Annotated in this window: 21 protein-coding genes; 18 read left to right on the forward strand and 3 right to left on the reverse strand. The window is 70.0% G+C overall.

Annotated elements, in window-relative coordinates:
• Positions 1 to 84: 84 nt before the first annotated feature.
• On the forward strand, positions 85 to 954 hold the full coding sequence (locus IE185_RS15955) for an NAD(P)-dependent oxidoreductase (RefSeq protein WP_138894727.1): 870 nt from the start codon (positions 85 to 87) through the stop codon (positions 952 to 954).
• A gap of 87 nt (positions 955 to 1,041) precedes the next feature.
• On the opposite strand, the gene IE185_RS15960 is transcribed toward IE185_RS15955, so the two are convergent.
• Positions 1,042 to 1,869 carry a C40 family peptidase gene (locus IE185_RS15960; RefSeq protein WP_138894728.1) on the reverse strand — a complete coding sequence of 276 codons (828 nt, stop codon included), beginning with the start codon at positions 1,867 to 1,869 and terminating at the stop codon, positions 1,042 to 1,044.
• A gap of 714 nt (positions 1,870 to 2,583) precedes the next feature.
• Between IE185_RS15960 and IE185_RS15965 the strand changes: the two genes are divergently transcribed.
• The 15 genes from IE185_RS15965 (at position 2,584) to recQ (ending at position 20,855) form a co-directional block, all read left to right on the forward strand.
• Complete coding sequence (locus IE185_RS15965) at positions 2,584 to 2,943, forward strand: NADH-quinone oxidoreductase subunit A (RefSeq protein ID WP_003956195.1); 360 nt, start codon at positions 2,584 to 2,586, stop codon at positions 2,941 to 2,943.
• Between the two features lie 18 nt (positions 2,944 to 2,961).
• Positions 2,962 to 3,516, forward strand: coding sequence for a NuoB/complex I 20 kDa subunit family protein (locus IE185_RS15970; protein ID WP_069927526.1), 555 nt, complete (start codon positions 2,962 to 2,964; stop codon positions 3,514 to 3,516).
• Positions 3,513 to 4,247 (forward strand): NADH-quinone oxidoreductase subunit C, encoded by a 735-nt coding sequence (locus IE185_RS15975; protein WP_138894729.1) that lies wholly within the window; start codon positions 3,513 to 3,515, stop codon positions 4,245 to 4,247. Before IE185_RS15970 ends, IE185_RS15975 begins: the two co-directional genes overlap by 4 nt.
• Positions 4,244 to 5,569 (forward strand): NADH-quinone oxidoreductase subunit D, encoded by a 1,326-nt coding sequence (locus IE185_RS15980; RefSeq protein ID WP_138894730.1) that lies wholly within the window; start codon positions 4,244 to 4,246, stop codon positions 5,567 to 5,569. The genes IE185_RS15975 and IE185_RS15980 overlap by 4 nt, the downstream gene beginning before the upstream one ends.
• A 35-nt stretch (positions 5,570 to 5,604) precedes the next feature.
• On the forward strand, positions 5,605 to 6,426 hold the full coding sequence (gene nuoE / locus IE185_RS15985) for an NADH-quinone oxidoreductase subunit NuoE (protein WP_373303730.1): 822 nt from the start codon (positions 5,605 to 5,607) through the stop codon (positions 6,424 to 6,426).
• Positions 6,423 to 7,784: an NADH-quinone oxidoreductase subunit NuoF gene (gene nuoF, locus IE185_RS15990; protein ID WP_189715375.1), complete on the forward strand. Its 1,362-nt coding sequence runs from the start codon at positions 6,423 to 6,425 to the stop codon at positions 7,782 to 7,784. The genes nuoE and nuoF overlap by 4 nt, the downstream gene beginning before the upstream one ends.
• Complete coding sequence (locus IE185_RS15995; protein ID WP_138894733.1) at positions 7,781 to 10,312, forward strand: NADH-quinone oxidoreductase subunit G; 2,532 nt, start codon at positions 7,781 to 7,783, stop codon at positions 10,310 to 10,312. The genes nuoF and IE185_RS15995 overlap by 4 nt, the downstream gene beginning before the upstream one ends.
• 5 nt (positions 10,313 to 10,317) lie before the next feature.
• On the forward strand, positions 10,318 to 11,670 hold the full coding sequence (gene nuoH, locus IE185_RS16000; protein WP_138894740.1) for an NADH-quinone oxidoreductase subunit NuoH: 1,353 nt from the start codon (positions 10,318 to 10,320) through the stop codon (positions 11,668 to 11,670).
• Complete coding sequence (gene nuoI, locus IE185_RS16005; protein WP_138894734.1) at positions 11,663 to 12,313, forward strand: NADH-quinone oxidoreductase subunit NuoI; 651 nt, start codon at positions 11,663 to 11,665, stop codon at positions 12,311 to 12,313. The genes nuoH and nuoI overlap by 8 nt, the downstream gene beginning before the upstream one ends.
• Complete coding sequence (locus tag IE185_RS16010; protein ID WP_138894735.1) at positions 12,310 to 13,155, forward strand: NADH-quinone oxidoreductase subunit J; 846 nt, start codon at positions 12,310 to 12,312, stop codon at positions 13,153 to 13,155. Before nuoI ends, IE185_RS16010 begins: the two co-directional genes overlap by 4 nt.
• Positions 13,152 to 13,451 carry an NADH-quinone oxidoreductase subunit NuoK gene (nuoK, locus tag IE185_RS16015; protein WP_069927518.1) on the forward strand — a complete coding sequence of 100 codons (300 nt, stop codon included), beginning with the start codon at positions 13,152 to 13,154 and terminating at the stop codon, positions 13,449 to 13,451. Before IE185_RS16010 ends, nuoK begins: the two co-directional genes overlap by 4 nt.
• Before the next feature lie 15 nt (positions 13,452 to 13,466).
• A complete protein-coding gene (nuoL, locus tag IE185_RS16020) occupies positions 13,467 to 15,434 on the forward strand; it encodes an NADH-quinone oxidoreductase subunit L (protein ID WP_138894736.1) in 1,968 nt (655 codons plus the stop codon).
• A gap of 5 nt (positions 15,435 to 15,439) precedes the next feature.
• Positions 15,440 to 17,017: an NADH-quinone oxidoreductase subunit M gene (locus IE185_RS16025; RefSeq protein WP_138894737.1), complete on the forward strand. Its 1,578-nt coding sequence runs from the start codon at positions 15,440 to 15,442 to the stop codon at positions 17,015 to 17,017.
• Positions 17,014 to 18,669 carry an NADH-quinone oxidoreductase subunit NuoN gene (gene nuoN, locus IE185_RS16030; protein WP_138894738.1) on the forward strand — a complete coding sequence of 552 codons (1,656 nt, stop codon included), beginning with the start codon at positions 17,014 to 17,016 and terminating at the stop codon, positions 18,667 to 18,669. The genes IE185_RS16025 and nuoN overlap by 4 nt, the downstream gene beginning before the upstream one ends.
• A gap of 140 nt (positions 18,670 to 18,809) precedes the next feature.
• Positions 18,810 to 20,855 (forward strand): DNA helicase RecQ, encoded by a 2,046-nt coding sequence (recQ, locus tag IE185_RS16035; RefSeq protein ID WP_189715377.1) that lies wholly within the window; start codon positions 18,810 to 18,812, stop codon positions 20,853 to 20,855.
• Between the two features lie 45 nt (positions 20,856 to 20,900).
• On the opposite strand, the gene IE185_RS16040 is transcribed toward recQ, so the two are convergent.
• Together IE185_RS16040 and fahA are read right to left on the reverse strand one after the other, a co-directional pair.
• The gene (locus tag IE185_RS16040; protein ID WP_138899225.1) at positions 20,901 to 21,509 is read right to left on the reverse strand and encodes a Uma2 family endonuclease; all 609 of its coding nucleotides are present in this window, start codon (positions 21,507 to 21,509) and stop codon (positions 20,901 to 20,903) included.
• A 103-nt stretch (positions 21,510 to 21,612) separates the two neighbouring features.
• Positions 21,613 to 22,842, reverse strand: coding sequence for a fumarylacetoacetase (gene fahA / locus IE185_RS16045; protein WP_138899224.1), 1,230 nt, complete (start codon positions 22,840 to 22,842; stop codon positions 21,613 to 21,615).
• 447 nt (positions 22,843 to 23,289) lie between these two features.
• Between fahA and IE185_RS16050 the strand changes: the two genes are divergently transcribed.
• The gene (locus tag IE185_RS16050; protein WP_138898244.1) at positions 23,290 to 24,300 is read left to right on the forward strand and encodes a polyprenyl synthetase family protein; all 1,011 of its coding nucleotides are present in this window, start codon (positions 23,290 to 23,292) and stop codon (positions 24,298 to 24,300) included.
• Between the two features lie 119 nt (positions 24,301 to 24,419).
• Entirely contained in the window at positions 24,420 to 25,427 is a 1,008-nt protein-coding gene (locus tag IE185_RS16055) for a CHRD domain-containing protein (protein ID WP_189715379.1), read from the forward strand.
• Positions 25,428 to 25,534 lie beyond the last annotated feature (107 nt).

Below are 25,534 nucleotides of genomic sequence, written 5' to 3' on the forward strand. Positions count from 1 at the left end.
CTGCCACTGTCGGCGCCCGGCGGGCGCTGGGAGGGTTGATCACGTCAAGAAAGCACGCACATCGCACACTTGGGGTATATCGCCATGAACCGCGAACACGTCACCGTTCTGGGACTGGGGCGGATGGGGACCGCGCTCGCAGACGCCTTCCTGTCCGCCGGTCACCCCACGACCGTCTGGAACCGCACCGCGGGCAGGGCGGACCCGCTCGTCGCCCGGGGAGCCGTCCGCGCGGCAACGCCGGGTGACGCGGTGTCGGCCGCCGGGCTCGTGGTCGTCTGCGTCCTCGACTACGACGCCGTGCGCGCACTCCTCGCGCCGGTGGCCGGGTCGCTCGCCGGCCGTACGGTCGTCAACCTCACCTCCGGCTCCCCGGAGCAGGCCAGGGCGGCGGCGGCCTGGGCGGCCGGGCACGGCTTCGACTACCTGGACGGCGCCGTCATGTCGACGCCGCCGGGGGTCGGCAGCCCGGCGAGCATGTTCCTCTACAGTGGCTCACCCGCCGCCCTCGCCGCCCACCGGGACACGCTGGCGGCCCTGGGCGATCCCGTCGACCTCGGCGAGGACGCCGGAGTCGCCTCCCTCTACGACGTGGCGCTGCTCGGCGTCATGTGGGCCACGCTGAGCGGCTGGCTGCACGCCACGGCCCTGACGGGGGCGGACGGGGTGTCCGCGACCGCGTTCACCCCGGTCGCGGTCCGGTGGCTGAGCGCTGCGGTGACCGGCTTCATGGAGGCGTACGCCGGGCAGGTGGACGCGGGTCACTACCCGGGCGACGACGCCACGCTCGACGTACACCGCGCGGCCGTCGGGCACCTGGTCCACGCGGGGAGGGACCGGGGCATCGACGGGACGCTGCCCGAGCTGTCGCAGGCGCTGATCGGGCGGGCGGTCGACAGCGGCTACGGCGGGGACAGCTACGCGCGCCTGGTCGAGCTGTTCCGCAAGGGCTGAGCGTCGGCGGTCGTTGGGTGAACGCACGACGGAGGGCCGTCGTTCCCGGGCGGGGGAACGACGGCCCTCCGTCGTACGGGAAGAAGCTCAGAGCACCCGGACCGCACCGGTCGCGGGGTAGCCCGAAAGGTCCTGGATGACGACGCCCTTGCTCGGGTTGGCGGCGTCGAGGTACTGGCCGTCGCCGATGTAGACGCCCGTGTGGTACGCCGATCCGGCGCCGCCCCAGTAGAGGATGTCGCCGACCTGGAGGTTGGACGTGCCCACCTGGGTGCCGGCCAGCGACTGGTCCTGCGAGACGCGCGGGAGGTCGACGCCGACGGTGCGGTACGCGGCCTGGACGAGGCTGGAGCAGTCCCAGGCGTTGGGGCCGGAGGCGCCCATGACGTACGCGTCACCGAGCTGCGCCTTGAGGAAGGCGACGACGGTCGCGGCGCTGCCGGTTCCGGTGGAGACGGAGGAGCCGACGGAGGCGGAGGCGCTGAGCGTCGTACGCTCCGTAGAACGCGAGGCGCGCTCCTTCGCGGCGTCCTTCTCCGCCGCTTCCTCAGCGGCCTTCTTCTTCGCGGCCTCTTCGGCCTTCCGCTCGGCCTCGGCCTTGCGCTCGGCTTCCGCCTTTTCCTTCTTGGCGGTCTTCGCGGCCTTGGCGGCGGCGGCGTCCTGCTGGGCCTGGAGGTCGTAGGCGTGCGCGACCTGCTGGGTGGCCTCGGCGGAGACCGCGACGGTGCTCGCCAGTTCCGCGGTGATCGTGGGCATTTCGATGGTGGCGGTCACCGGCTCGGCATTCGCCGGCCCGGCAGCGCCGGCCACACCGATGGTGCTGAGGACGCCACCGGCAACTCCGGCACGCAGCGCGATTTTGGAGGCGTTGCGACGGGGTTTCCGGTGGCTGGGTATGTGAGCGGTGAGGGACATGGGACAACCGCTATCAGGCGTTCGCGGTTCCCTTCAAGAAAGGTGTGCTGCGCCACAGTTGCGCCCCGGCGGCCCGAATCCGGCTGCCGACGGCCTTTATTGACGCCGTAACGGGCATTACGGGCACTGGTGATCATGCCTGTGATCATGGGCTTTCCGCGTTACGTCCCAATTGCCCGTCACTTACCATCCGTTCACACCGTTGGCCAAGCCCGCTTGTATGGAGGGCCCGGGCGAGTGGTGCAGGTCACAGATCGGCAACCCTTCCCGGCTCTCGTGCGCTCGTGAACGCGTGCACGCGTCCACATCGGTCCGCGCCGCTCCCCCGGAGTGATGAGGCGGCTTTCCTTTATCACTGACCGGCCGTCTCGTGCGAATTTGCCTGTACTGGACATCGCTTGATAGCGCGCACCCCTTGCGACCAGCGGTAACACCATCGTTTGTCACGTCTGGTAGCCACTCGTGCACTTCGCGTATGAAGATCACCGCACAGCCGTCTTAATGATCGTTCGTCTGGTGGTGGAGATCACAAAGACGTTGTCGCAACCCGTGTCGCAGATCACAGACCGGCAGGCATAGGATGCGAAGCAGCCGGGCTTGTGAACTGCCTCACATATACGTGATCTTCGCGTGGCGAAGATCGTCGAGGCGGCGTGAGAACGCAGGCCCGGGGTGCGGTCCAACGGTCAAGGACGACTGGAAGGAGCGAGGAGCGTGAATGCCTACGCGCCCATCCTCGTGCTCGGCGCCCTCGGGGCAGGGTTTGCGATCTTCTCCGTGGTCATGGCCACGCTTATCGGCCCAAAGCGCTACAACCGGGCAAAGCTTGAAGCGTACGAGTGCGGCATCGAGCCGACACCCACACCCGCCGGTGGCGGCCGCTTCCCCATCAAGTACTACCTGACGGCGATGCTCTTCATCGTCTTCGACATCGAGATCGTCTTCCTCTACCCCTGGGCCGTCTCCTTCGACGCCCTGGGGCTTTTCGGGCTCGTCGAGATGCTGCTCTTCGTGCTCACCGTCTTCGTTGCCTACGCGTACGTGTGGCGGCGCGGCGGCCTGGAATGGGACTGAGGGGCTGAGGGGTCACCAATGGGACTCGAAGAGAAGCTGCCCAGCGGCTTTCTGCTGACCACCGTCGAACAGGCCGCGGGCTGGGTGCGGAAGTCCTCCGTCTTCCCCGCGACCTTCGGCCTCGCCTGCTGCGCCATCGAGATGATGACGACGGGCGCCGGCCGGTACGACCTCGCCCGCTTCGGTATGGAGGTCTTCCGCGGTTCGCCGCGGCAGGCCGACCTCATGATCGTCGCGGGCCGGGTCAGCCAGAAGATGGCGCCGGTGCTGCGGCAGGTCTACGACCAGATGCCCAACCCCAAGTGGGTCATCTCCATGGGTGTGTGCGCCTCTTCAGGCGGAATGTTCAATAACTACGCAATTGTGCAGGGTGTTGATCATATTGTTCCTGTTGACATCTATTTGCCCGGCTGCCCGCCCCGCCCCGAGATGCTGATCGACGCGATTCTGAAGCTCCACCACAAGATTCAGAACTCCAAGCTCGGCGTGAACCAGGAAGAGGCGGCTCGCGAGGCGGAGGAAGCGGCCCTCAAGGCGCTCCCCACCATCGAGATGAAGGGGCTGCTGCGGTGAGCGACGTCAACGAGCCGAACCCCGACAAGGACCTGGGCGCGCAGAACCTGCCCGGCCAGCGCGGTGATCACGGCGAGGAGATCCGCGTCCAGCGCGGCATGTTCGGCGCGCGCAACGGCGGCGACACCACCGGCTACGGCGGCCTCGTCCGCTCCGTACGCCTGCCGGGACCGGCCACCCGCCCCTACGGCGGCTGGTTCGACGAGGTGGCCGACGAGCTCGAAGGCGCCCTGGAGGAGCAGGACCTCCTCCCGGAGAACGCCATCGAGAAGACCGTCGTCGACCGTGGCGAGCTCACCTTCCACATCGCGCGCGAGCACCTGCTGCGGGTGGCGAAGACGCTGCGCGACGATCCGGCCCTGCGCTTCGAGCTGTGCACGGGCGTCAGCGGCGTCCACTACCCCGAGGACGCGGGCCGCGAGCTGCACGCGGTCTACCACCTGCGCTCGCTCACCCACGGCCGGCTGATCCGGCTGGAGGTGAGCGCCCCGGACAGCGACCGCCACGTGCCCTCGCTGGTCTCGGTCTACCCGACCAACGACTGGCACGAGCGCGAGACGTACGACTTCTTCGGCCTCGTCTTCGACGGGCACCCCGCCCTCACCCGGATCATGATGCCGGACGACTGGCAGGGCTTCCCGCAGCGCAAGGACTATCCCCTCGGCGGCATCCCCGTCGAGTACAAGGGCGCCCAGATTCCCGCTCCGGACCAGCGGAGGTCGTACTCGTGAATACCCCACCCGCATCAGCGCGCGAGACCACCGAAGGTCCCGTCTACACCGTCACCGGCGGCGACTGGGACGAGGTCGTCCAGGCGGCGACCAAGGCCGACGACGAGCGCATCGTCGTCAACATGGGCCCCCAGCACCCCTCGACCCACGGCGTGCTCCGCCTCATCCTCGAGATCGACGGCGAGACGGTCACCGAGGCCCGCTGCGGCATCGGCTACCTGCACACCGGCATCGAGAAGAACACCGAGTTCCGGAACTGGACGCAGGGCACGACCTTCGTCACGCGCATGGACTACCTGACGCCGTTCTTCAACGAGACGGCGTACTGCCTGGGCGTCGAGAAGCTGCTCGGCATCGAGGAGCAGATCCCGGACCGGGCGAGCATCATCCGCGTGATGCTGATGGAGCTCAACCGGATCTCCTCGCACCTGGTGTGCATCGCCACCGGCGGCATGGAGCTGGGCGCCACCACGATCATGATCTACGGCTTCCGTGATCGTGAACTGATTCTCGATGCCTTCGAGCTGATCACCGGTCTGCGCATGAACCACGCGTTCATCCGGCCCGGCGGCCTCGCCCAGGACCTGCCCCCGGGCGCGATGGACCAGCTCCGCGAGCTCGTGAAGACCATGAAGAAGAACCTGCCGGAGTACGACAAGCTCGCCACCGGCAACCCGATCTTCAAGGCCCGCATGCAGGACGTCGGGTACCTCGACCTCACCGGCTGCGTGGCGCTCGGCGCGACCGGCCCGGTCCTGCGCTCGGCGGGCCTGCCGCACGACGTGCGCAAGAGCGACCCGTACTGCGGCTACGACACGTACGACTTCGACGTGCCGACCGCCGACACGTGCGACTCCTACGGCCGCTTCCTGATCCGGCTCGAAGAGATGCGGCAGTCGCTGCGGATCGTCGAGCAGTGCCTGGACCGGCTCCGCGAGCCGGGCCCCGTGATGGTCGCCGACAAGAAGATCGCCTGGCCCGCGCAGCTCGCGCTCGGCCCCGACGGCCTCGGCAACTCGCTCGACCACATCAAGAAGATCATGGGCACCTCCATGGAGGCCCTGATCCACCACTTCAAGCTGGTGACCGAAGGCTTCCGGGTGCCGCCCGGGCAGGCGTACGTCACCGTCGAGTCGCCCCGGGGCGAACTCGGCGTGCACGTCGTCTCCGACGGCGGCACCCGCCCCTACCGGGTCCACTTCCGCGACCCGTCCTTCACCAACCTCCAGGCCATGGCGGCGATGTGCGAGGGCGGCCAGGTCGCCGACGTCATCGTCGCCGTCGCGTCCATCGACCCCGTGATGGGAGGCGTCGACCGGTGACCGCCACACCAGCGAATCAAGAGGTGAGCCTGGGGATGCCGCAGCTCCCCGCTCCCGACTACCCGGCCGACGTACGCGCCCGGCTCGACGCGGACGCCAAGGAGGTCGTGGCCCGCTACCCCGACAGCCGGTCCGCCCTGCTGCCGCTGCTGCACCTCGTGCAGTCGCAGGAGGGGTACGTCACCCGCACCGGCGTCCGGTTCTGCGCCGAGACGCTGGGCCTGACCACCGCCGAGGTCACCGCCGTCTCCACCTTCTACTCGATGTACCGGCGCAAGCCGGGCGGCGACTACCAGGTGGGCGTCTGCACCAACACGCTGTGCGCGGTGATGGGCGGCGACGCGATCTTCGACGAGCTGAAGCAGCACCTCGGCGTCGGCAACAACGAGACGACCGAGGACGGCAGCGTCACCCTCGAACACATCGAGTGCAACGCGGCCTGCGACTTCGCACCCGTGGTGATGGTCAACTGGGAGTTCTTCGACGACCAGACGCCCGAGTCCGCCAAGCGCCTCGTCGACGACCTGCGGGCGGGACGACCCGTGCGGCCCACCCGCGGCGCGCCCCTGTGCACGTACAAGGAGACCGCCCGCATCCTGGCCGGCTTCCCCGACGAGCGCCCCGGCGCGGTCGAGGCGACCGGGGGCGCCGGGCCCGCCTCGCTCATCGGCCTCAAGCTCGCCAAGGGCGAGACGCCGCAGCACCGTGTGGTCCACCCGCGCGCGGAGACCCCGCACGACGGGCCGCCGCACGATCCTTCGCCGTCCGAGCACCTCAGCTCGCACGACGCTCCGCAGCAGACCTCGGCGTCCGACCCCGCTCACCCGGCCGGACCGGAAACCGAGGAGGGGGAGTGATGACCTTGGCAGCCGAGATCAACGAGACCAGCCCGGAGAAGCTGCTCTCACCCGTCCTGTCGGCGTTCTGGGACGAGCCCGGGTCCTGGACCCTGGACACCTACCGGCGGCACGAGGGGTACGAGGGCCTGCGCAAGGCCCTCGCCATGTCCCCGGACGACCTCATCGCGTACGTCAAGGACTCCGGTCTGCGCGGTCGCGGCGGCGCGGGCTTCCCCACCGGCATGAAGTGGCAGTTCATCCCGCAGGGCGACGGCAAGCCGCACTACCTCGTGGTCAACGCCGACGAGTCGGAGCCGGGGACCTGCAAGGACATCCCGCTCCTCTTCGCCAACCCGCACTCCCTCATCGAGGGCATCGTGATCGCCTGCTACGCGATCCGGTCGAACCACGCGTTCATCTACCTGCGCGGCGAAGTCGTCCCCGTACTGCGCAGGCTGCACGAGGCCGTGCGGGAGGCATACGCGGCGGGCTACCTCGGCGAGAACATCCTCGGCAGCGGTCTCGACCTCGAACTCACCGTGCACGCGGGCGCGGGCGCGTACATCTGCGGTGAGGAGACCGCGCTGCTCGACTCGCTCGAAGGCCGGCGCGGCCAGCCCCGGCTGCGTCCCCCCTTCCCCGCCGTCGCGGGTCTTTACGCGTGTCCGACTGTGGTGAACAACGTCGAGTCCATCGCGTCCGTTCCCGCGATCCTCAACAAGGGCAAGGACTGGTTCCGTTCGATGGGCAGCGAGAAGTCCCCGGGCTTCACGCTGTACTCGCTGAGCGGCCACGTCACCAGCCCCGGCCAGTACGAGGCCCCGCTCGGCATCACGCTGCGCCAGCTGCTCGACATGAGTGGCGGCATCCGGGCCGGCCACCGGCTGAAGTTCTGGACGCCCGGCGGCTCCTCGACGCCGATGTTCACCGACGAGCACCTCGACGTACCGCTCGACTACGAGGGCGTCGGCGCGGCGGGCTCGATGCTCGGCACCAAGGCGCTCCAGTGCTTCGACGAGACGACGTGCGTGGTGCGGGCGGTGACCCGCTGGACCGAGTTCTACGCCCACGAGTCCTGCGGCAAGTGCACGCCCTGCCGCGAAGGGACGTACTGGCTCGTGCAGCTGCTGCGCGACATCGAGGCCGGCAAGGGCCGCATGAGCGATCTCGACAAGCTGAACGACATCGCCGACAACATCAACGGCAAGTCGTTCTGCGCGCTCGGCGACGGCGCCGCGTCCCCGATCTTCTCCTCGCTCAAGTACTTCCGGGCGGAGTACGAGCAGCACATCACCGGCAAGGGCTGCCCCTTCGACCCGGCCAAGTCGACCGTCTGGGCCGACAAGCCCGCCCACCCCACGGAGGTGAACGCATGACCGTCACGACAAGTGCTCCCTCCGGAGGCGGCGAGGCGGCGGTCCCGCCCGAAGATCTGGTGTCCCTGACGATCGACGGCATCGAGATCTCCGTCCCCAAGGGGACGCTGGTCATCCGGGCCGCCGAACTGCTGGGCATCGAGATCCCGCGCTTCTGCGACCACCCGCTCCTCGATCCGGCCGGCGCCTGCCGTCAGTGCATCGTCGAGGTGGAGGGCCAGCGCAAGCCCATGGCGTCGTGCACCATCACCTGCACCGACGGCATGGTCGTCAAGTCCCAGCTCTCCTCGCCGGTCGCCGAGAAGGCGCAGCGCGGTGTGATGGAACTGCTGCTGATCAACCACCCGCTGGACTGCCCGGTCTGCGACAAGGGCGGCGAGTGCCCGCTCCAGAACCAGGCCATGTCCCACGGCGACGCGGAGTCCCGCTTCGAGGGCAAGAAGCGGACGTTCGAGAAGCCCGTCCCGATCTCCACGCAGGTGCTGCTGGACCGCGAGCGGTGCGTGCTGTGCGCGCGCTGCACCCGCTTCTCCAACCAGATCGCCGGCGACCCGATGATCGAGCTGATCGAGCGCGGCGCGCTCCAGCAGGTCGGCACCGGCGAGGGCGACCCCTTCCAGTCGTACTTCTCCGGGAACACCATCCAGATCTGCCCGGTGGGCGCGCTGACCTCGGCGGCGTACCGCTTCCGGTCGCGGCCCTTCGACCTCGTGTCGTCGCCGTCCGTCTGCGAGCACTGCGCGGGCGGCTGCGCGACCCGCACCGACCACCGGCGCGGCAAGGTCATGCGGCGCATGGCGGCCGACGACCCCGAGGTCAACGAGGAGTGGATCTGCGACAAGGGGCGCTTCGGCTTCCGTTACGCGCAGCGCCCCGACCGCCTCACCACTCCGCTCGTACGCAATGAGGCGGGCGTACTGGAGCCGGCGAGCTGGCCCGAGGCGCTGGAAGCGGCGGCCCGGGGGCTCTCGGCGGCGCGTGGGCGGGCCGGTGTCCTGACCGGCGGCCGGCTCACCGTCGAGGACGCGTACGCGTACGCCAAGTTCGCCCGCGTCGCCCTGGACACCAACGACATCGACTTCCGGGCCCGCGCGCACAGCGGCGAGGAGGCCGACTTCCTGGCGTCGCGGGTGGCCGGGCGCGGACGCGACCTCGACGGCAGCGGTGTCACGTACACGGCGCTGGAGAAGGCGCCCGCCGTACTGCTCGTCGGCATCGAGTCCGAGGAGGAGGCCCCCGGCGTCTTCCTGCGGCTGCGCAAGGCCCACCGCAAGCACGGGCAGCGCACCTTCGCCGTCGCGACGCACGCCACCCGGGGCCTGACGAAGGCGGGCGGCACACTGCTCCCCGCCGCGCCCGGCACCGAACCGGAGTGGCTCGACGCGATCGCCGACCGCACCGAGCTGGGCGGCGACGGGAACGCCGCCGCCGAAGCGCTGCGCGGCGAGGGCGCCGTGATCGTCGTAGGCGAGCGGCTGGCCGCCGTGCCCGGCGCGTACACCGCCGCGGTACGGGCCGCCACCGCGACCGGCGCCGCCCTGGTGTGGATCCCGCGCCGGGCCGGTGAGCGCGGGGCCGTCGAGGCGGGCGCGCTGCCTTCGCTGCTGCCCGGCGGCCGCCCGGCGACCGACCCGCGCGCGCGGGACGAGGTCGCGGCGGTCTGGGGCGTGGCCGAACTGCCGAGCCGATACGGGCGCGACACCGGCCAGATCATCGAGGCCGCGGCCACCGGTGAACTGGCCGCGCTGCTCGTCGCGGGCGTCGAGGTCGCGGACCTTCCCGACCCGCCGCGCGCGCGGGAAGCCCTCGGCCAGGCCGGGTTCATCGTCTCGCTGGAACTGCGGCCCAGCGAGGTGACCGACCGCGCGGACGTCGTCCTTCCGGTCGCCGCCGTCGCGGAGAAGTCCGGCACCTTCCTCAACTGGGAGGGCCGGGCCCGGATGTTCGAGGCCGCGCTCAAGCCCGACCAGATGACGCGCACGCTCGCCCCCGGCGACGCGCGCGTGCTGCACATGCTGGCGGATGCTCTCGCCCGCGCCGGAGGCGCTGACAAATACAGTCACTTCGCGCTGCCGGACGTACGGGCCGTACGCCGCGAGATGGACCGCCTCGGCGCCTGGGGCGGGGCCCACGCCACCGACCCCGCCGAGTCCGCCCTGCCGCTGCCGCGCCCCGGCGCCGGCGAGGCAGTGCTCGCGGGGCACCGGCTGTTGCTCGACCAGGGCCGGCTCCAGGACGGCGACGAGGCGCTCGCGGGCACCCGCCACACGCCGGTGGCCCGGCTCTCCGCGACCACCGCGGCCGGTACCGGCGTGAAGGACGGCGACCTGCTCGCCGTCACCGGCCCTGCCGGAACCGTCGAACTGCCGCTCCTGGTCACGGCGATGCCGGACCGCGTGGTGTGGCTGCCGCTGAACTCCACGGGCGGCGGCGTCGCCACCGACACCGGCGCGGTCCCCGGACAGGTCGTCCACATCGGCCCGGCCGCCCCCGCCTCCGTCACCGACGTACCGGAGGTGCTCGCGTGAACACGATGCTTCTCGCGGCCGAGGACCTGTCCATGTTCGGGCGCGACCCGTGGTGGCTCGTCGCGGTCAAGGCCGTCTTCTGCTTCGCCTTCCTGATGATCACCGTGCTCTTCTCCATCGTGTGGGAGCGCAAGGTCGTCGCCTGGATGCAGCTGCGCATCGGCCCCAACCGGCACGGTCCGTGGGGCCTCCTCCAGTCCCTCGCGGACGGCGTCAAGCTGATGCTCAAGGAGGACGTGATCGTCAAGCGGGCGGACAAGGTGGTCTACATCCTTGCCCCGGTCGTCGCGGCGATCCCGGCCTTCATGGCGATCGCGGTCATCCCGTTCGGACCGGCCGGCAACGAGGTCTCGATCTTCGGGCAGCGCACCACGATGCAGCTGACCGACCTGCCGATCGCGATGCTCTACATCCTCGCCGTCGCGGCGGTCGGCATCTACGGCATCGTCCTCGCGGGCTGGTCCTCCGGATCCACGTACCCGCTGCTCGGCGGCCTGCGTTCCTGCGCGCAGATGATCTCGTACGAGATCGCCATGGGCGCGGCCTTCGCCTCGGTGTTCCTCTACTCCGGGTCGATGTCGACCTCGGCGATCGTCGAGGCGCAGCAGGACCGCTGGTTCATCATCCTGCTGCCGGTGTCCTTCATCATCTACGTGGTCACGATGGTGGGCGAGACGAACCGCGCCCCCTTCGACATGCCGGAGTCCGAGGGCGACCTGGTCGGCGGCTTCAACACCGAGTACTCGTCGATCAAGTTCGCGCTGTTCATGCTGGCGGAGTACGTCAACATGGTCACCGTCTCGGCGGTCTCGGTCACCCTCTTCCTGGGCGGCTGGCGGGCCCCGTACCCGATCAGCGCCTTCTGGGAGGGCGCGAACCACGGCTGGTGGCCGATGCTCTGGTTCGTCGTCAAGGTCCAGCTGCTGTTGTTCTTCTTCATCTGGCTGCGCGGCACGCTGCCCCGCGTGCGCTACGACCAGCTGATGAAGCTGGGCTGGAAGGTCCTGATCCCGGTCTCGGTGGTCTGGCTGATGCTGGTCGCCACGGTGCGCGCGATGCGCAACGAGAACATGGAATTCCAGAACATCGTGCTGTACGTCGCCGGGGCGATCGTCGCGATCCTGCTGCTGTCCTTCGTCGCGGACATCTTCCGCGACAAGAAGGAGAAGGAGAGGGCCGCGAAGGACGGGGACGAACCACCCGCCTTCGACCCGATGGCGGGCGGATTCCCGGTGCCTCCGCTGCCCGGGCAGGAGTTGCCACCGGTGCCCCGCAGGCGGCCGCGCCACGAGCGCGAGCTGATTGTCAGTGGTGGGCCGGACACTAAGAGTGACGGCAAGGAGGCCGACGATGCCTGACACCCCAAAGCCGGGGGAAGCCCCCCGGACGCCCTGGCAGAATCCGGTGGCCGGCTTCGGCGTGACCTTCAAGGCCATGTTCAAGAAGCGGCTGACCGAGCAGTACCCGGAACAGCAGAAGACGACGGCGCCGCGCTTCCACGGCCGGCACCAGCTCAACCGCCACCCGGACGGTCTGGAGAAGTGCATCGGGTGCGAGCTGTGCGCCTGGGCCTGTCCGGCCGACGCGATCTACGTGGAGGGCGCGGAGAACACCGAGGAGGAGCGTTACTCCCCGGGCGAGCGCTACGGCCGCGTCTACCAGATCAACTACGCCCGCTGCATTCTGTGCGGGCTGTGCATCGAGGCGTGCCCCACCCGCGCGCTGACCATGACCAACGAGTTCGAACTGGCCGACAGCAGCCGCGAGTCGCTCATCTACACCAAGGAGCAGCTCCTCGCCGGCCTGGAGGAGGGCATGGTCGAGGCGCCGCACTCGATCTTCCCCGGCACGGACGAACAGGACTACTACCGGGGCCTGGTGACCGAAGCCGCGCCGAACACGGAGCGGCAGGTGGCGCACAGCAGGGGCGAGCGGCCCCAGGAGGCCGCGTCGACCTTCGGTGAGGGCGAGCCGACGACGGAGAAGGTGGTCGGGGGATGAACGCTCTCGCCGCCTCCGCCACGTCGACGGGCGAGGCCGTGCAGTTCTGGATCCTCGGTACGGTCGCCGTCATCGGCGCCCTGTGCACGATCCTGATGAAGAAGGCGGTGCACAGCGCGCTGTGCCTGGCCGGGACGATGATCGTCCTGGCCGTCTTCTACCTCGCCAACGGCGCGTACTTCCTCGGCGTCGTCCAGATCGTCGTCTACACCGGCGCGATCATGATGCTGTTCCTCTTCGTCGTCATGCTCGTCGGTGTCACCGCCGCCGACTCCCTGAAGGAGACGCTCAAGGGCCAGCGCTGGCTGGCCGCCGGCTGCGGTCTCGGGTTCGGGATCCTGTTGATGGCCGGCATCGGGCAGGCCTCGCTGTCCACCTTCAACGGGCTGGGCACGGCGAACGCCGCCGCCGGCGGCAACGTCGAGGGCCTGGCCGAACTCATCTTCACCAAGTACGTCTTCGCCTTCGAGCTCACCGGCGCCCTGCTGATCACGGCGACGGTCGGCGCGATGGTGCTCACGCACCGCGAGCGCACCGAGCGCGCGAAGACGCAACGGGAGATGTCCCAGGAGCGCGTACGCGGCAAGCACCTGCCGCCGCTGCCCGCGCCCGGGGTGTACGCCCGGCACAACGCGGTGGACATCGCCGGTCTGCTGCCGGACGGCACGCCGTCGGAGCTCACGGTCAACAAGACGCTGCGCGGACGCGGTCAGATCCGCGACGTGTCGAGCGAGGCGATGGCCGACCTCAAGGCGCTGGAGCAGCGCTCCGAGGAGCGGCTCGGCCGCGAGGCCGGCCGTGCGAACGGCCGGGACCAGGACGAATCGGAGGTCGCCAAGTGAATCCGGTCAACTACCTGTATCTCGCGGCGCTGTTGTTCACCATCGGCGCGGCGGGAGTGCTGATCCGGCGGAACGCGATCGTCGTCTTCATGTGCGTCGAGCTGATGCTCAACGCCTGCAACCTCGCGTTCGTCGCCTTCTCCCGGATGCACGGCAATCTCGACGGTCAGATCATCGCGTTCTTCACGATGGTGGTCGCCGCCGCCGAGGTCGTGGTGGGTCTGGCGATCATCGTGTCGCTGTTCCGGTCCCGCCACTCGGCCTCGGTCGACGACGCCAGCCTGATGAAGCTGTAAGGGGTCGCAAGAATCGTGGAGAACTTGATTGCGCTGCTCGTAGCGGCGCCTTTGCTCGGAGCGGCGGTCCTGCTGTGCGGCGGGCGGCGGCTCGACCGGGTCGGCCACTGGATCGGCACAGCGCTCGCGGCGGCCTCGTTCGTGCTCGGACTGGTCCTGTTCGGCGCGATGCTGGGGTACGACGTCGAGGCGCGGACGATGCGTCAGCACCTCTACACCTGGGTTCCCGTGGAGGGCTTCCAGGGGGACATCGCGTTCCAGCTCGACCAGCTGTCGATGACGTTCGTGCTGCTGATCACGGGTGTGGGCACGCTGATCCACCTGTACTCGATCGGCTACATGGAGCACGACGAGCGCCGTCGCCGCTTCTTCGGCTACCTGAACCTCTTCCTCGCGGCGATGCTCCTGCTGGTCGTCGCCGACAACTATCTGCTGCTGTACTTCGGGTGGGAGGGCGTCGGCCTGGCGTCGTACCTGCTCATCGGCTTCTGGCAGCACAAGCCCAGCGCGGCGACGGCGGCCAAGAAGGCGTTCATCGTCAACCGCGTCGGCGACATCGGCCTGTCCATCGCCATCATGCTGATGTTCACCACCTTCGGGACCTTCGCCTTCGGGCCGGTCCTCGGGGCAGCCGGGGACGCGACCGAGGGCAAGATGACGGCCATCGGGCTGATGCTGCTGCTCGCCGCGTGCGGCAAGTCGGCGCAGGTGCCGCTCCAGTCGTGGCTCGGTGACGCGATGGAGGGCCCGACCCCGGTCTCCGCCCTCATCCACGCCGCCACCATGGTGACCGCCGGCGTCTACCTCATCACCCGGTCCGGCGCGATCTTCAACGCCGCCCCCGACGCCCAGACGGCGGTCGTGGTGGTCGGCGCGGTCACGCTCCTCTTCGGTGCGATCGTCGGTTGCGCGAAGGACGACATCAAGAAGGCGCTGGCCGGCTCGACGATGTCGCAGATCGGCTACATGATCCTCGCGGCGGGCCTCGGCCCCATCGGCTACGCCTTCGCGATCATGCACCTGGTGACGCACGGCTTCTTCAAGGCGGGCCTCTTCCTCGGCGCCGGTTCGGTCATGCACGGCATGAACGACGAGGTCGACATGAGGAAGTACGGCGGCCTGCGGAAGTACATGCCGGTGACCTTCGTGACGTTCGGACTCGGCTATCTCGCGATCATCGGCTTCCCCGGGCTGTCCGGCTTCTTCTCCAAGGACAAGATCATCGAGGCGGCCTTCGCCTCGGGCGGCACGCAGGGCTGGATCCTCGGCACGGTGACGCTGCTGGGCGCGGGCATCACGGCGTACTACATGACGCGCGTGATGATCCTGACGTTCTTCGGCGAGAAGCGCTGGCAGCCCGCCCCCGACCCGGACAAGGCGGCGAGTGTCGAGCCCGGCATCGAGGTCACGCCCGGCGCCGTGTCTGATCATGCCGCTGACGCGTCGGGGCCCCACCCGCACGAGTCGCCCAAGTCGATGACGATCCCGATGATCGTGCTCGCCTTCGGTTCGGTCTTCGCGGGAGGGTTCTTCAGCATCGGCGACCGGTTCGTGAACTGGCTGGAGCCGGTGACGCAGTTCGAGCACCCGCACCCGCCGATCAGCGTCCCGGTCATCACCGGCATGACGGTCGTCGTCCTGCTGGCCGGCGTCGCGATCGCGTACCTCCAATACGGACGCGGGCCCGTCCCGGTCGTCGCCCCGCGCGGCTCGCTGCTGACCCGCGCCGCCCGGCGCGACCTCCTCCAGGACGACTTCAACCACGTCGTCCTGGTCCGCGGCGGCGAGCACCTCACCCGCTCGCTGGTGTACGTCGACCACACCCTGGTCGACGGAGTGGTCAACGGAACGGCGGCCTCGGTCGGCGGGCTCTCCGGCCGGCTGCGCAAGCTGCAGAACGGCTACGCCCGCTCGTACGCGGTCTCGATGTTCGGCGGTACGGCGATCCTCATTGCCGCGACCCTGCTGATGAGGGCGGTCTGATCACGATGTCATTTCCTCTTCTGACGGTCACGGCGGCGCTCCCGGCGGTCGGCGCGGTGCTGACCGCCGCCGTGCCCGCCGGGCGCCGCACGGCCGCCAAGTGGCTGGCGCTGCTGTTCTCGCTCGCCACGCTGGTTCTGGCGGCCGCCGTGTTCATCCGCTTCGAGCCCGGCGGTGACCGCTACCAGCTCACCGAATCCCACGCCTGGATCCCCGACTTCGGGGTCAGGTACGAACTGGGCGTGGACGGCATCGCCGTCGCGCTCATCGCGCTCACGGCGCTGTTGATCCCCTTCATCATCCTGGCGGGCTGGCACGACGCCGACCCCCTGGAGACCAAGAGCTCGCGCTGGCGGCCCACTCAGGGCTTCTTCGCCCTGATCCTGATGGTCGAGGCGATGGTGGTCATCTCCTTCGAGGCCACCGACGTCTTCCTCTTCTACATCTTCTTCGAAGCCATGCTCATCCCGATGTACTTCCTCATCGGAGGCTTCGGGGACCGGGCGCACGCCGGCACCGACGGGGCGGCGGCCACCCAGCGCTCGTACGCCGCCGTCAAGTTCCTCCTCTACAACCTGGCCGGCGGACTCATCATGCTGGCCGCCGTCGTCGGTCTGTACGTGGTCGCCGGGAGCTTCTCGCTTTCGGAGATCGTCGAGGCGCGGGCGAGCGGCGAGCTGGAGATGGCGACCAACACGGAGCGGCTGCTGTTCCTCGGCTTCTTCTTCGCGTTCGCGGTGAAGGCGCCGCTGTGGCCGCTGCACACCTGGCTGCCCAACGCCATGGGTGAGGCGACCGCCCCGGTCGCCGTGCTGATCACGGCGGTCGTCGACAAGGTCGGCACCTTCGCGATGCTGCGCTTCTGCCTCCAGCTCTTCCCGGAGGCCAGCAAGTGGGCGACGCCCGCGATCATCGTGCTGGCGCTGATCAGCATCATCTACGGCGCGCTGCTCGCGGTCGGACAGCGGGACATCAAGCGGCTGATCGCGTACGCCTCGATCTCGCACTTCGGCTTCATCGTCCTCGGCATCTTCGCGATGACGAGCCAGGGCCAGTCGGGCGCGACGCTCTACATGGTCAACCACGGGATCTCGACCGCCGCGCTGATGCTGGTGGCCGGCTTCCTCATCACCCGGCGCGGATCGCGGCTCATCGCGGACTACGGCGGGGTGCAGAAGGTCGCCCCGGTGCTCGCCGGGACGTTCCTCGTCGGCAGCCTGGCGACGCTGTCGCTGCCGGGCCTCGCGCCGTTCGTCAGCGAGTTCCTCGTCCTGGTCGGCGCGTTCGCGGCGTACCCGGTGGCCGGGATCGTCGCCACGCTGGGCATCGTCCTCGCCGCGCTCTACACCCTCGTCCTCTACCAGCGGACGATGACGGGGCCGGTCAAGGCCGAGGTGCGGACCATGCCCGACCTCAAGGCCCGGGAGCTGGTGGTCGTGGCGCCGCTGATCGCGCTGCTGCTGCTCCTCGGCGTCTTTCCCAAGCCGCTGACGGACGTCGTCAATCCGGCCGTGCAGCACACCATGAACGACGTCCGCAAAACGGACCCCACCCCCGAGATTGAGGCGGAGGCGGCCAAGTGAGCGCATCAGCTGTCCACAGCCTGTGGACGACGGTCGCGGCGCCCGGCGCCGAGGGCGGTTTCACGGCCCCGCACATCGAGTACGCCCAGCTGTCGCCGACGCTGGTCGTCGTGGGCGCGGCCGTCGTCGGCGTACTGCTCGAAGCCTTCGTGCCGCGCAAGGCCCGGTACTACGCGCAGCTGTTCCTGTCGGTCGTCGCCATCACCGCCGCGTTCGCGGCCGTCGTTGCGCTCGCGGCCGGCGGGTACGGCACCACGAAGGCGCAGATCGCGGCGGAGGGCGCCATCGCCGTCGACGGCCCGGCGCTCTTCCTCCAGGGCACGATCCTGCTGGCGTCGCTGGTTGCCGTGTTCACCTTCGCCGAGCGCAGGCTCGACCCGGACGCGCACGGCAACCGTGTCGACTCGTTCGCCGCGCAGGCCGCGTCCGTACCGGGCAGTGAGAGCGAGAAGGCGGCGGTCAAGGCCGGTTTCACCACGACCGAGGTCTTCCCGCTGATGCTGTTCGCGGTCGCCGGGATGCTCGTCTTCCCGGCGGCCAACGACCTGCTGACGCTGTTCGTGGCGCTGGAGGTCTTCTCGCTCCCGCTGTACCTGCTGTGCGCCGTCGCCCGCCGCAAGCGGCTGATGTCGCAGGAGGCCGCGGTGAAGTACTTCCTCCTGGGGGCCTTCTCGTCGGCGTTCCTGCTGTTCGGCATCGCCCTGGTGTACGGGTACGCGGGCTCGGTGTCGTACGCCAGGATCGCGAGCGTCGTCGACGGGACGGTCAAGCAGATCGACCCGGCGCTCGCCGACACCATGGGCAACGACGCGCTGCTGCTGATCGGCGGCGCGATGATCCTCATGGGGCTGCTCTTCAAGGTCGGCGCGGTCCCCTTCCACATGTGGACCCCGGACGTCTACCAGGGCGCTCCGACCCCGGTCACCGGCTTCATGGCCGCCGCGACCAAGGTGGCCGCCTTCGGCGCCATGCTGCGGCTGCTGTACGTCGTACTGCCGGGCCTGCGGTGGGACTGGCGTCCGGTGATGTGGGCCATCGCGATCGTCACCATGCTGGGCGGCGCGATCGTCGCGATCACCCAGACCGACATCAAGCGGCTCCTGGCGTACTCGTCGATCGCGCACGCCGGGTTCATCCTGGCCGGTGTGATCGCGACCAGGCCCGAGGGCATCTCGTCCGTCCTCTTCTACCTGCTCGCCTACTCCTTCGTGACGATCGGCGCCTTCGCCGTGGTCACGCTCGTGCGGGACGCGGGCGGCGAGGCGACGCACCTGTCGAAGTGGGCGGGCCTGGGCCGGCGCTCGCCGCTGGTGGCCGCCGTCTTCGCGGTGTTCCTGCTGGCCTTCGCCGGAATCCCGCTGACGTCCGGCTTCGCCGGCAAGTTCGCGGTCTTCAAGGCGGCGGCCGAGGGCGGGGCCGGGGCGCTGGTCGTGGTCGGTGTGATCTCGTCCGCGATCGCCGCGTTCTTCTACATCCGGGTGATCGTCCTGATGTTCTTCAGCGAGCCGAAGGCGGACGGCCCCACGGTCGCCGTGCCGTCGCCGCTGACGACGGCGGCGATCGGGGTGGGCGTCGCGGTGACGCTGGTGCTCGGCGTCGCGCCGCAGTACTTCCTGGACCTGGCCGGCCAGGCGGGCGTCTTCGTCCGCTGACCGCACGGCCGACCGTCGGTGCGTGATCGCCGCCCGGTTCCCCTCCTCGCAGGGGTGCCGGGCGGCAGCTTTTGGGCGGTGGTGTCAGTGCGTGCCCCTATCGTGGGGAGCCGGGCACGGAACGTACGGGGGACAGAGCGATGGACGGGACAGGTGGCATGGTCGAGGCGGTCGAAGCCGGTGCGGTGACGCGGAGCGACGCCCTGGAGACGCTGCACCGCGTCTTCGGGTACGACGCGTTCCGCGGTGAGCAGGCGGCGGTCATCGAGCATGTCGTGGCCGGCGGGGACGCCGTCGTGCTGATGCCGACCGGCGGCGGCAAGTCGCTCTGCTACCAGATCCCGGCGCTGGTCAGGCCGGGTACGGGCATCGTGATCTCCCCTCTGATCGCGTTGATGCAGGACCAGGTCGACGCGCTGCGGGCGCTCGGTGTGCGGGCCGGGTTCATCAACTCCACGCAGGACTTCGGCGAGCGGCGCGCGATGGAGGCGGAGTTCCTGGCCGGGGAGCTGGACCTGCTGTACCTGGCGCCGGAGCGGCTGCGTCTGGACGCGACGCTGGACCTGCTGTCCCGGGCCAAGATCTCCGTCTTCGCGATCGACGAGGCGCACTGTGTGGCCCAGTGGGGCCACGACTTCCGGCCGGACTACCTGACCCTGTCGGTGCTGGGGCAGCGCTGGCCGGAGGTGCCGAGGATCGCGCTGACGGCGACCGCGACGGACGCCACGCACCGGGAGATCACGCAGCGGCTCGGGATGCCGGAGGCGCGGCACTTCGTGGCGAGCTTCGACCGCCCCAACATCCAGTACCGGATCGTCGGGAAGTCGGACCCGAAGAAGCAGCTGCTGTCGTTCCTGCGCGAGGAGCACGCGGGCGACGCGGGCATCGTCTACTGCCTCTCGCGCAATTCCGTCGACAAGACGGCGGAGTTCCTCTGCCGCAACGGCATCGACGCGGTGCCGTACCACGCGGGGCTCGACGGGGGGACGCGCGCGGCGCACCAGTCGCGGTTCCTGCGCGAGGAGGGGCTGGTCGTCGTCGCGACGATCGCCTTCGGCATGGGCATCGACAAGCCGGACGTGCGGTTCGTCGCGCACCTGGACCTTCCGAAGTCCGTCGAGGGCTACTACCAGGAGACGGGCCGCGCCGGGCGTGACGGGCTGCCGTCCACGGCGTGGATGGCGTACGGCCTCCAGGACGTCGTGCAGCAGCGCAAGATGATCCAGGGCGGCGAGGGCGACGAGGCGTTCCGGCGGCGTGCGGCGTCGCACCTCGACGCGATGCTGGCGCTCTGCGAGACGGCGCAGTGCCGCCGGGCGCAGCTCCTCGCCTACTTCGGGCAGGAGCCCGGTGCGGCGTCCTGCGGCAACTGCGACACGTGCCTGACGCCGCCCGAGACGTGGGACGGGACGGTGCCGGCGCAGAAGGTGCTGTCGACGGTGGTGCGGTTGCAGCGGGAGCGCCGGCAGAAGTTCGGGGCGGGCCAGATCATCGACATCCTGCTGGGGCGCAAGACCGCGAAGGTCATCCAGTTCGACCACGACCAGCTTTCTGTGTTCGGCATCGGCGAGGAGCTGTCCGAGGTCGAATGGCGGGGCGTGGTGCGGCAGTTGCTCGCGCAGGGGCTGCTGGCCGTCGAGGGTGAGTACGGCACGCTGGTGATGACCGACGCGAGCGCGTCCGTGTTGAGCCGGGAGCGGGAGGTGCGGCTGCGCAAGGAGGCGAAGCCGGTGCCGGCCGCTCGGGCCGCGAAGGGCGAGCGCAAGGCGAAGGCGGCCTCCGCCAACGCGGACCTCCCGGCGGAGGCCGTCCCGGTCTTCGAAGCGCTGCGCGCGTGGCGGGCGGAGCAGGCGCGGGAGCAGGGCGTACCGGCGTACGTGATCTTCCACGACGCGACGCTGCGGGAGATCGCGACGGTCCGGCCGGGTTCGGTGGCGGAGCTGGGTGGCATCGCCGGGCTCGGCGAGAAGAAGCTGGCCACGTACGGGGAGGGCGTGCTCGGGGTACTGGGCGCGCCGGCCGGAGCGGGAGCGTCGGCTCCGGTGGCGGCACCGGCAGGCCCGGTCGGGTCGGTGGCCCCGGCCGAGGCGGTGGCCTCGGCGTCACCGGGTGCGGACGGCGGGGCGGCGGAGTGGGACTGGGACGCGGAGCCCGAGTGGGACACGGAGCTGCCCGAGTCGCAGTGAGCGCCAGTGGCGGGGAGGAGCTGGGCCCGGAGGGCCCAGCACGTCCTACTGCTGGCCGCCGGCCTTCCGGCGAGGGGTGATGCGGCTGAGGTCGAGATCGACGGCGAACGGGACCGAGACCTTCATGCGGTCGTGGAAGATTCCCGTGCTCGTGTACGCCCCGGTGCTCGGCTCCAGCTCGAAGACGTAGACGACAGCGTTGCCACCGTTGTTCTCGACCCGCCAGAAGTGGGGGATCTTGGCGCGCGCGTACTTCACCGGTTTGGTCTCACGGTCCCGCGACCTGGACTCGGCGGAGACGACCTCGATCGCCAGCCGCACCGACCCGGCGGGGAACCGGGTCTGCTCCGGGTCCTCGATGACGTCCCCGTTCACGACGATCACGTCGGGCTCGGGCCGGTTGTAGCGGTCGATGTCGATGGTGAACTCGCGCACCACCTCCAGCTCCGGCGGGGCGACGGACTGCAGGTGCCAGTTGAAGAAGTCGACCGCCCGCGAATGAAAGAGGGTCTGTGGACTCACGAAGACGAGGCTCCCGTCGATCAGCTCCGTGTGCGGAGGCAGATTCGGAAGCCGGTCCAGGTCGTCGGCGGTCCAGCCGCCCGGGGGCGGGACCGGCCACCTGGGCTCCGGGTCCTCGGGTACGACGCTCATCAGTGCTCCCATGGGACGGAGTCTGGCGGGTCTGTCCAGCGTACGGCGGGTACTCGCAAGCGGCTCCCCCGTTCGTGTGTACGGGGGAGGCTCGCTCACTCCGTCACTCCGATGCCGGAACGATCCGCCCCGTGACCTCGCCCAGGCCGACCCTCGTGCCGTGCGGGCCCGGCGCCCACGCCGTCATCGTCACCTCGTCGCCGTCCTCCAGGAACGTCCGCTTGCCCGTGGCGAGTTCGATCGGGTCCCGGCCGTTCCAGGTGAGTTCGAGGAGCGAGCCCCGCTGGTTCACCTCGGGACCGCTGACCGTGCCGGAACCGTAGAGGTCACCCGTCCGCAGCGATGCGCCGTTCACCGTCATCTGGGCCAGCTGCTGCGCCGCCGTCCAGTACATCGTGGCGAAGGGCGGGGCCGAGACCACCTCGCCGTTGATCTTCACCTCGATGCGGATGTCGTAGCCGCCCGGCTCCTCCTCGTCGGAGTCGTCCAGGTAGGGCAGGAGGGGGAAGTCGCGGGACGGGGGCGCTGTATGGGCCGCGTCCAGCGCTTCGAGCGGGGTCACCCACGCCGACACGGAGGTGGCGAAGGACTTGCCCAGGAAGGGGCCGAGCGGCACGTACTCCCACGCCTGGATGTCCCGCGCCGACCAGTCGTTGAGGAGGAACAGGCCGAAGACGTGCTCCCGGTAGTCCGCGAGCGGGACCGGCGTGCCGTGCGTGGAGGGCGCGCCGACCACGAAGCCGACCTCCGCCTCGATGTCCAGCTTGACCGACGGACCGAAGACCGGCGCCGGATCCGTCGGCGCCTTGCGCTGGCCGCTGGGGCGCACGACATCCGTACCGGAGACGACGACCGTGCCGGCCCGGCCGTGGTAACCGATCGGCAGGTGCTTCCAGTTGGGGGTCAGCGCGTCGCCGTCGGGGCGGAAGATCCTGCCGACGTTCGTGGCGTGGTGCTCGCTGGCGTAGAAGTCGACGTAGTCGGCGACCTCGTACGGGAGGTGCAGGGTGACCGCCGTCACCGGGTGCAGCAGCGGCTCGATGTCCGCGCGGTGCGCCGGGCTGGTGACCCACGCGGTGAGTGCCCGGCGTACGTCGCGCCAGGCGGTGCGCCCCGCCGCGAGCAGCGGATTGAGCGTCGGCCGGGCGAGCAGCGCCGCGTACGGAGAGCCCAGGGTGAGCGCCGCCGCCCCCGCGTCCAGTACGTGGCCGCCGATCCGCACACCGACCCGGCGGCGCTCGGGCTCGTCCGCGGTGGAGAAGACGCCGTAGGGGAGGTTGTGCGGGCCGAAGAGGTCGCCTTCGGCCAGGTCGAGCGGGCTCTGCTCGGGCATCGGTGCTGCCTCGCTTTCCAGGTCGTGGAGGACAACACGTTACGTGGGAGTCGCCTGGGACGGCAGTGCTTAAATAGTTCCTTATGTCCGGAAGGGGCCTGCTGGAGTGGGGAATTGGGGCCGGTGTGCCCAAGGGGTGCTCGGGAGGGCGGCGCGGGCGCGTCACGGGCCTCGGTGGACGGGGTGCGGGGTGCGCCTGAGGCGGGGCATCTCCCCGTACGGCTTCACGTTCCGTGGCTGCGTGCGGGGAGGTGGAAGCGGTGCGGGACGAAGCGGATACTGCTCCTGATATCGGGAGGAAGGGAGTGTTTCGTCGCTCATCGGACTGTGCTCAGGGCCACGGGAAGGCGCTCACTGTGATCGAAAGGCGACCGGATAGGCTGACTTGAGTGAAGACAGCGACACATCGGCAATCCATGTGATCGTCAGCAGACAGGAGTGACCCTCGTGACCGTCGTCGGGCCGTTCGGACTGAGCGTGCGGGACCAGGCTCTTGAGACCGATGTCCAGACCGGACTCGCAGCTGTCGAGGAAGGGCTGCTCGACGCCACCAAGAGCGAGGTCCCCTTCATCACGGAGGCCGCCCGCCACCTGGTCCGGGCCGGGGGCAAGCGGTTCCGCCCGCTGCTGGTGATGCTGGCCGCGCAGTTCGGTGACCCCCACGCGCCGGGCATCGTGCCCTCCGCCGTGGTCGTCGAACTGACCCACCTGGCGACGCTGTACCACGACGACGTGATGGACGAGGCGGACGTACGCCGCGGCGTCCCCAGCGCCAACGCCCGCTGGGACAACTCCGTCGCCGTCCTGACCGGCGACTTCCTCTTCGCGCGCGCCTCGCGCATCCTGGCGGACCTCGGCCCGGAGGCCGTACGCATCCAGGCGGACGCGTTCGAGCGTCTGGTCACCGGCCAGATCCTGGAGACGGCCGGCCCGCGCGAGGGCCAGGACCCCGTCGGGCACTACCTGGACGTCATCGCGGGCAAGACCGGCTCGCTGATCGCCGTCTCGGGGCGCTTCGGCGCCATAATGGCGGGCGCCGACGAGCGCGTCGTCGACATCCTGACGCAGTACGGCGAGCGCCTCGGCACCGCCTTCCAGCTGGCCGACGACGTACTGGACATCGCCAGCGACAGCCACGAGTCCGGCAAGACGCCCGGCACCGACCTGCGCGAGGGCATCCCCACCCTGCCGGTGCTGCTGCTGCGCGCCCGGGCCGCCGAGCACGGCCGCCCGGAGGACGTCGAGCTGTGCGCCCTGCTGGACGGCGACCTCACGGACGACGCCCGGCTCGGCGAGGTGCTGCGGCGACTGCGCGCGCACCCCGCGCTCGACCAGGCGCGGCGCGACACCATCCGGTACGCCGAGGAGGCCAGGGCCTCGCTCGCGCCACTGCCCGAGTGCTACGCGAAGGCGGCTCTGGAGGAGCTGTGCGACGCGGTGGTGCACCGCGCCGGATAACGGCGCACATGTGACCCAGGCCACATGGTCGCGTTGAGTGTTCGCCCGGATTCACTCCGTATCCCTGGTCGGAGGCCGACGCGACGGGCGGCGGCACTGGAACGGGGAGATGTCCGGGCATGAGCGGTATCGCGAGGACGCGCAGTCGCCGGAGCACCGTCATCGGAGTCGCCGCGGTCGCGGCGGCGGGCGTCATGACGGCCGTGATCCCGGCCGTCGCCGACAGCGGGGGTTCCCACCCGCGGACCGGCGGGAACGGCGAGCGTGCCGCGTCGTACTTCGTGGCCGGCCTGCGGGGCGCCAACGAGGTGCCGGTGGAGGGCGGACCCGCCGCGGGCGACAAGGACGGCGTCGCGCTGGAGTTCGTCAGGGTCAAGGGCACCACGGTGTCGTTCGCCGTGAAGTGGCGCGGCACCGACAAGCCCACCGCGCTCCACATCCACCAGGGCGGCAAGGGTGCCAACGGCGGCCTCAAGATCGACTTCACCGGGCAGCTAGGAAAGGGCGAGGGCGAAACAGGCAAGGGCAAGGGGCTCGGCAAGGGCCTGAGCGGGTGGCGGACCGCGACCGGCGCGGTCGAGGTCGCGGACGCGGCCGTGCTGGCGGACTTCGAGGCGAACCCCACCGGCTTCTACGCCAACCTGCACACCGCCGAGTTCCCGGGCGGCGCGGTGCGCGGCCAGTTCCACCGGGTCACCGACGGGTTCGACCTCTCCCGCGCGCTGCACGGCTTCCAGGCCCCGGTCGTCAAGGGCGAGCAGATCTACGCCTGCCAGGAAGGGGCGGACGGCACGCGCGCGTTCCAGCAGCACGACGTACGCGCCGTACTCGCCGGCGGCATCGCCCACTCCTTCGTACGGCCCGGCTCCGGTACGCCGCAGTGGGTCGCGCCGGACCGCAGCGCGGTCACCGGCTCGCTCATCGCCAGGAGCCCGAACGGCGCCGGCAACATCCCCGAGCTCGACCTCCGGGCCCAGCGGTCCGGCGCGAAGCACGGGCTGTTCGCGCGGACCACCGAGATCCTGCGGCTGAACACGGTGGGCGGCACGGCGCCGGCCGGCGACTGCGAGCCGGGCGCGCTCGCGGCCGTTCCGTACCGGGCGGACTACGTCTTCATCCAGCGCTGACCGCGAACTGGATGCAAGGGACAACCGGCGCCTTCCCTCTCTGACGGGGGAGGCGCCGGCGCCGTGTGTCATCCCCGAGCAGTACATGAGTTGATCCCGGGGTCTGA

This window comes from Streptomyces chryseus (genome assembly GCF_014650755.1).
Taxonomy (GTDB): domain Bacteria; phylum Actinomycetota; class Actinomycetes; order Streptomycetales; family Streptomycetaceae; genus Streptomyces; species Streptomyces chryseus.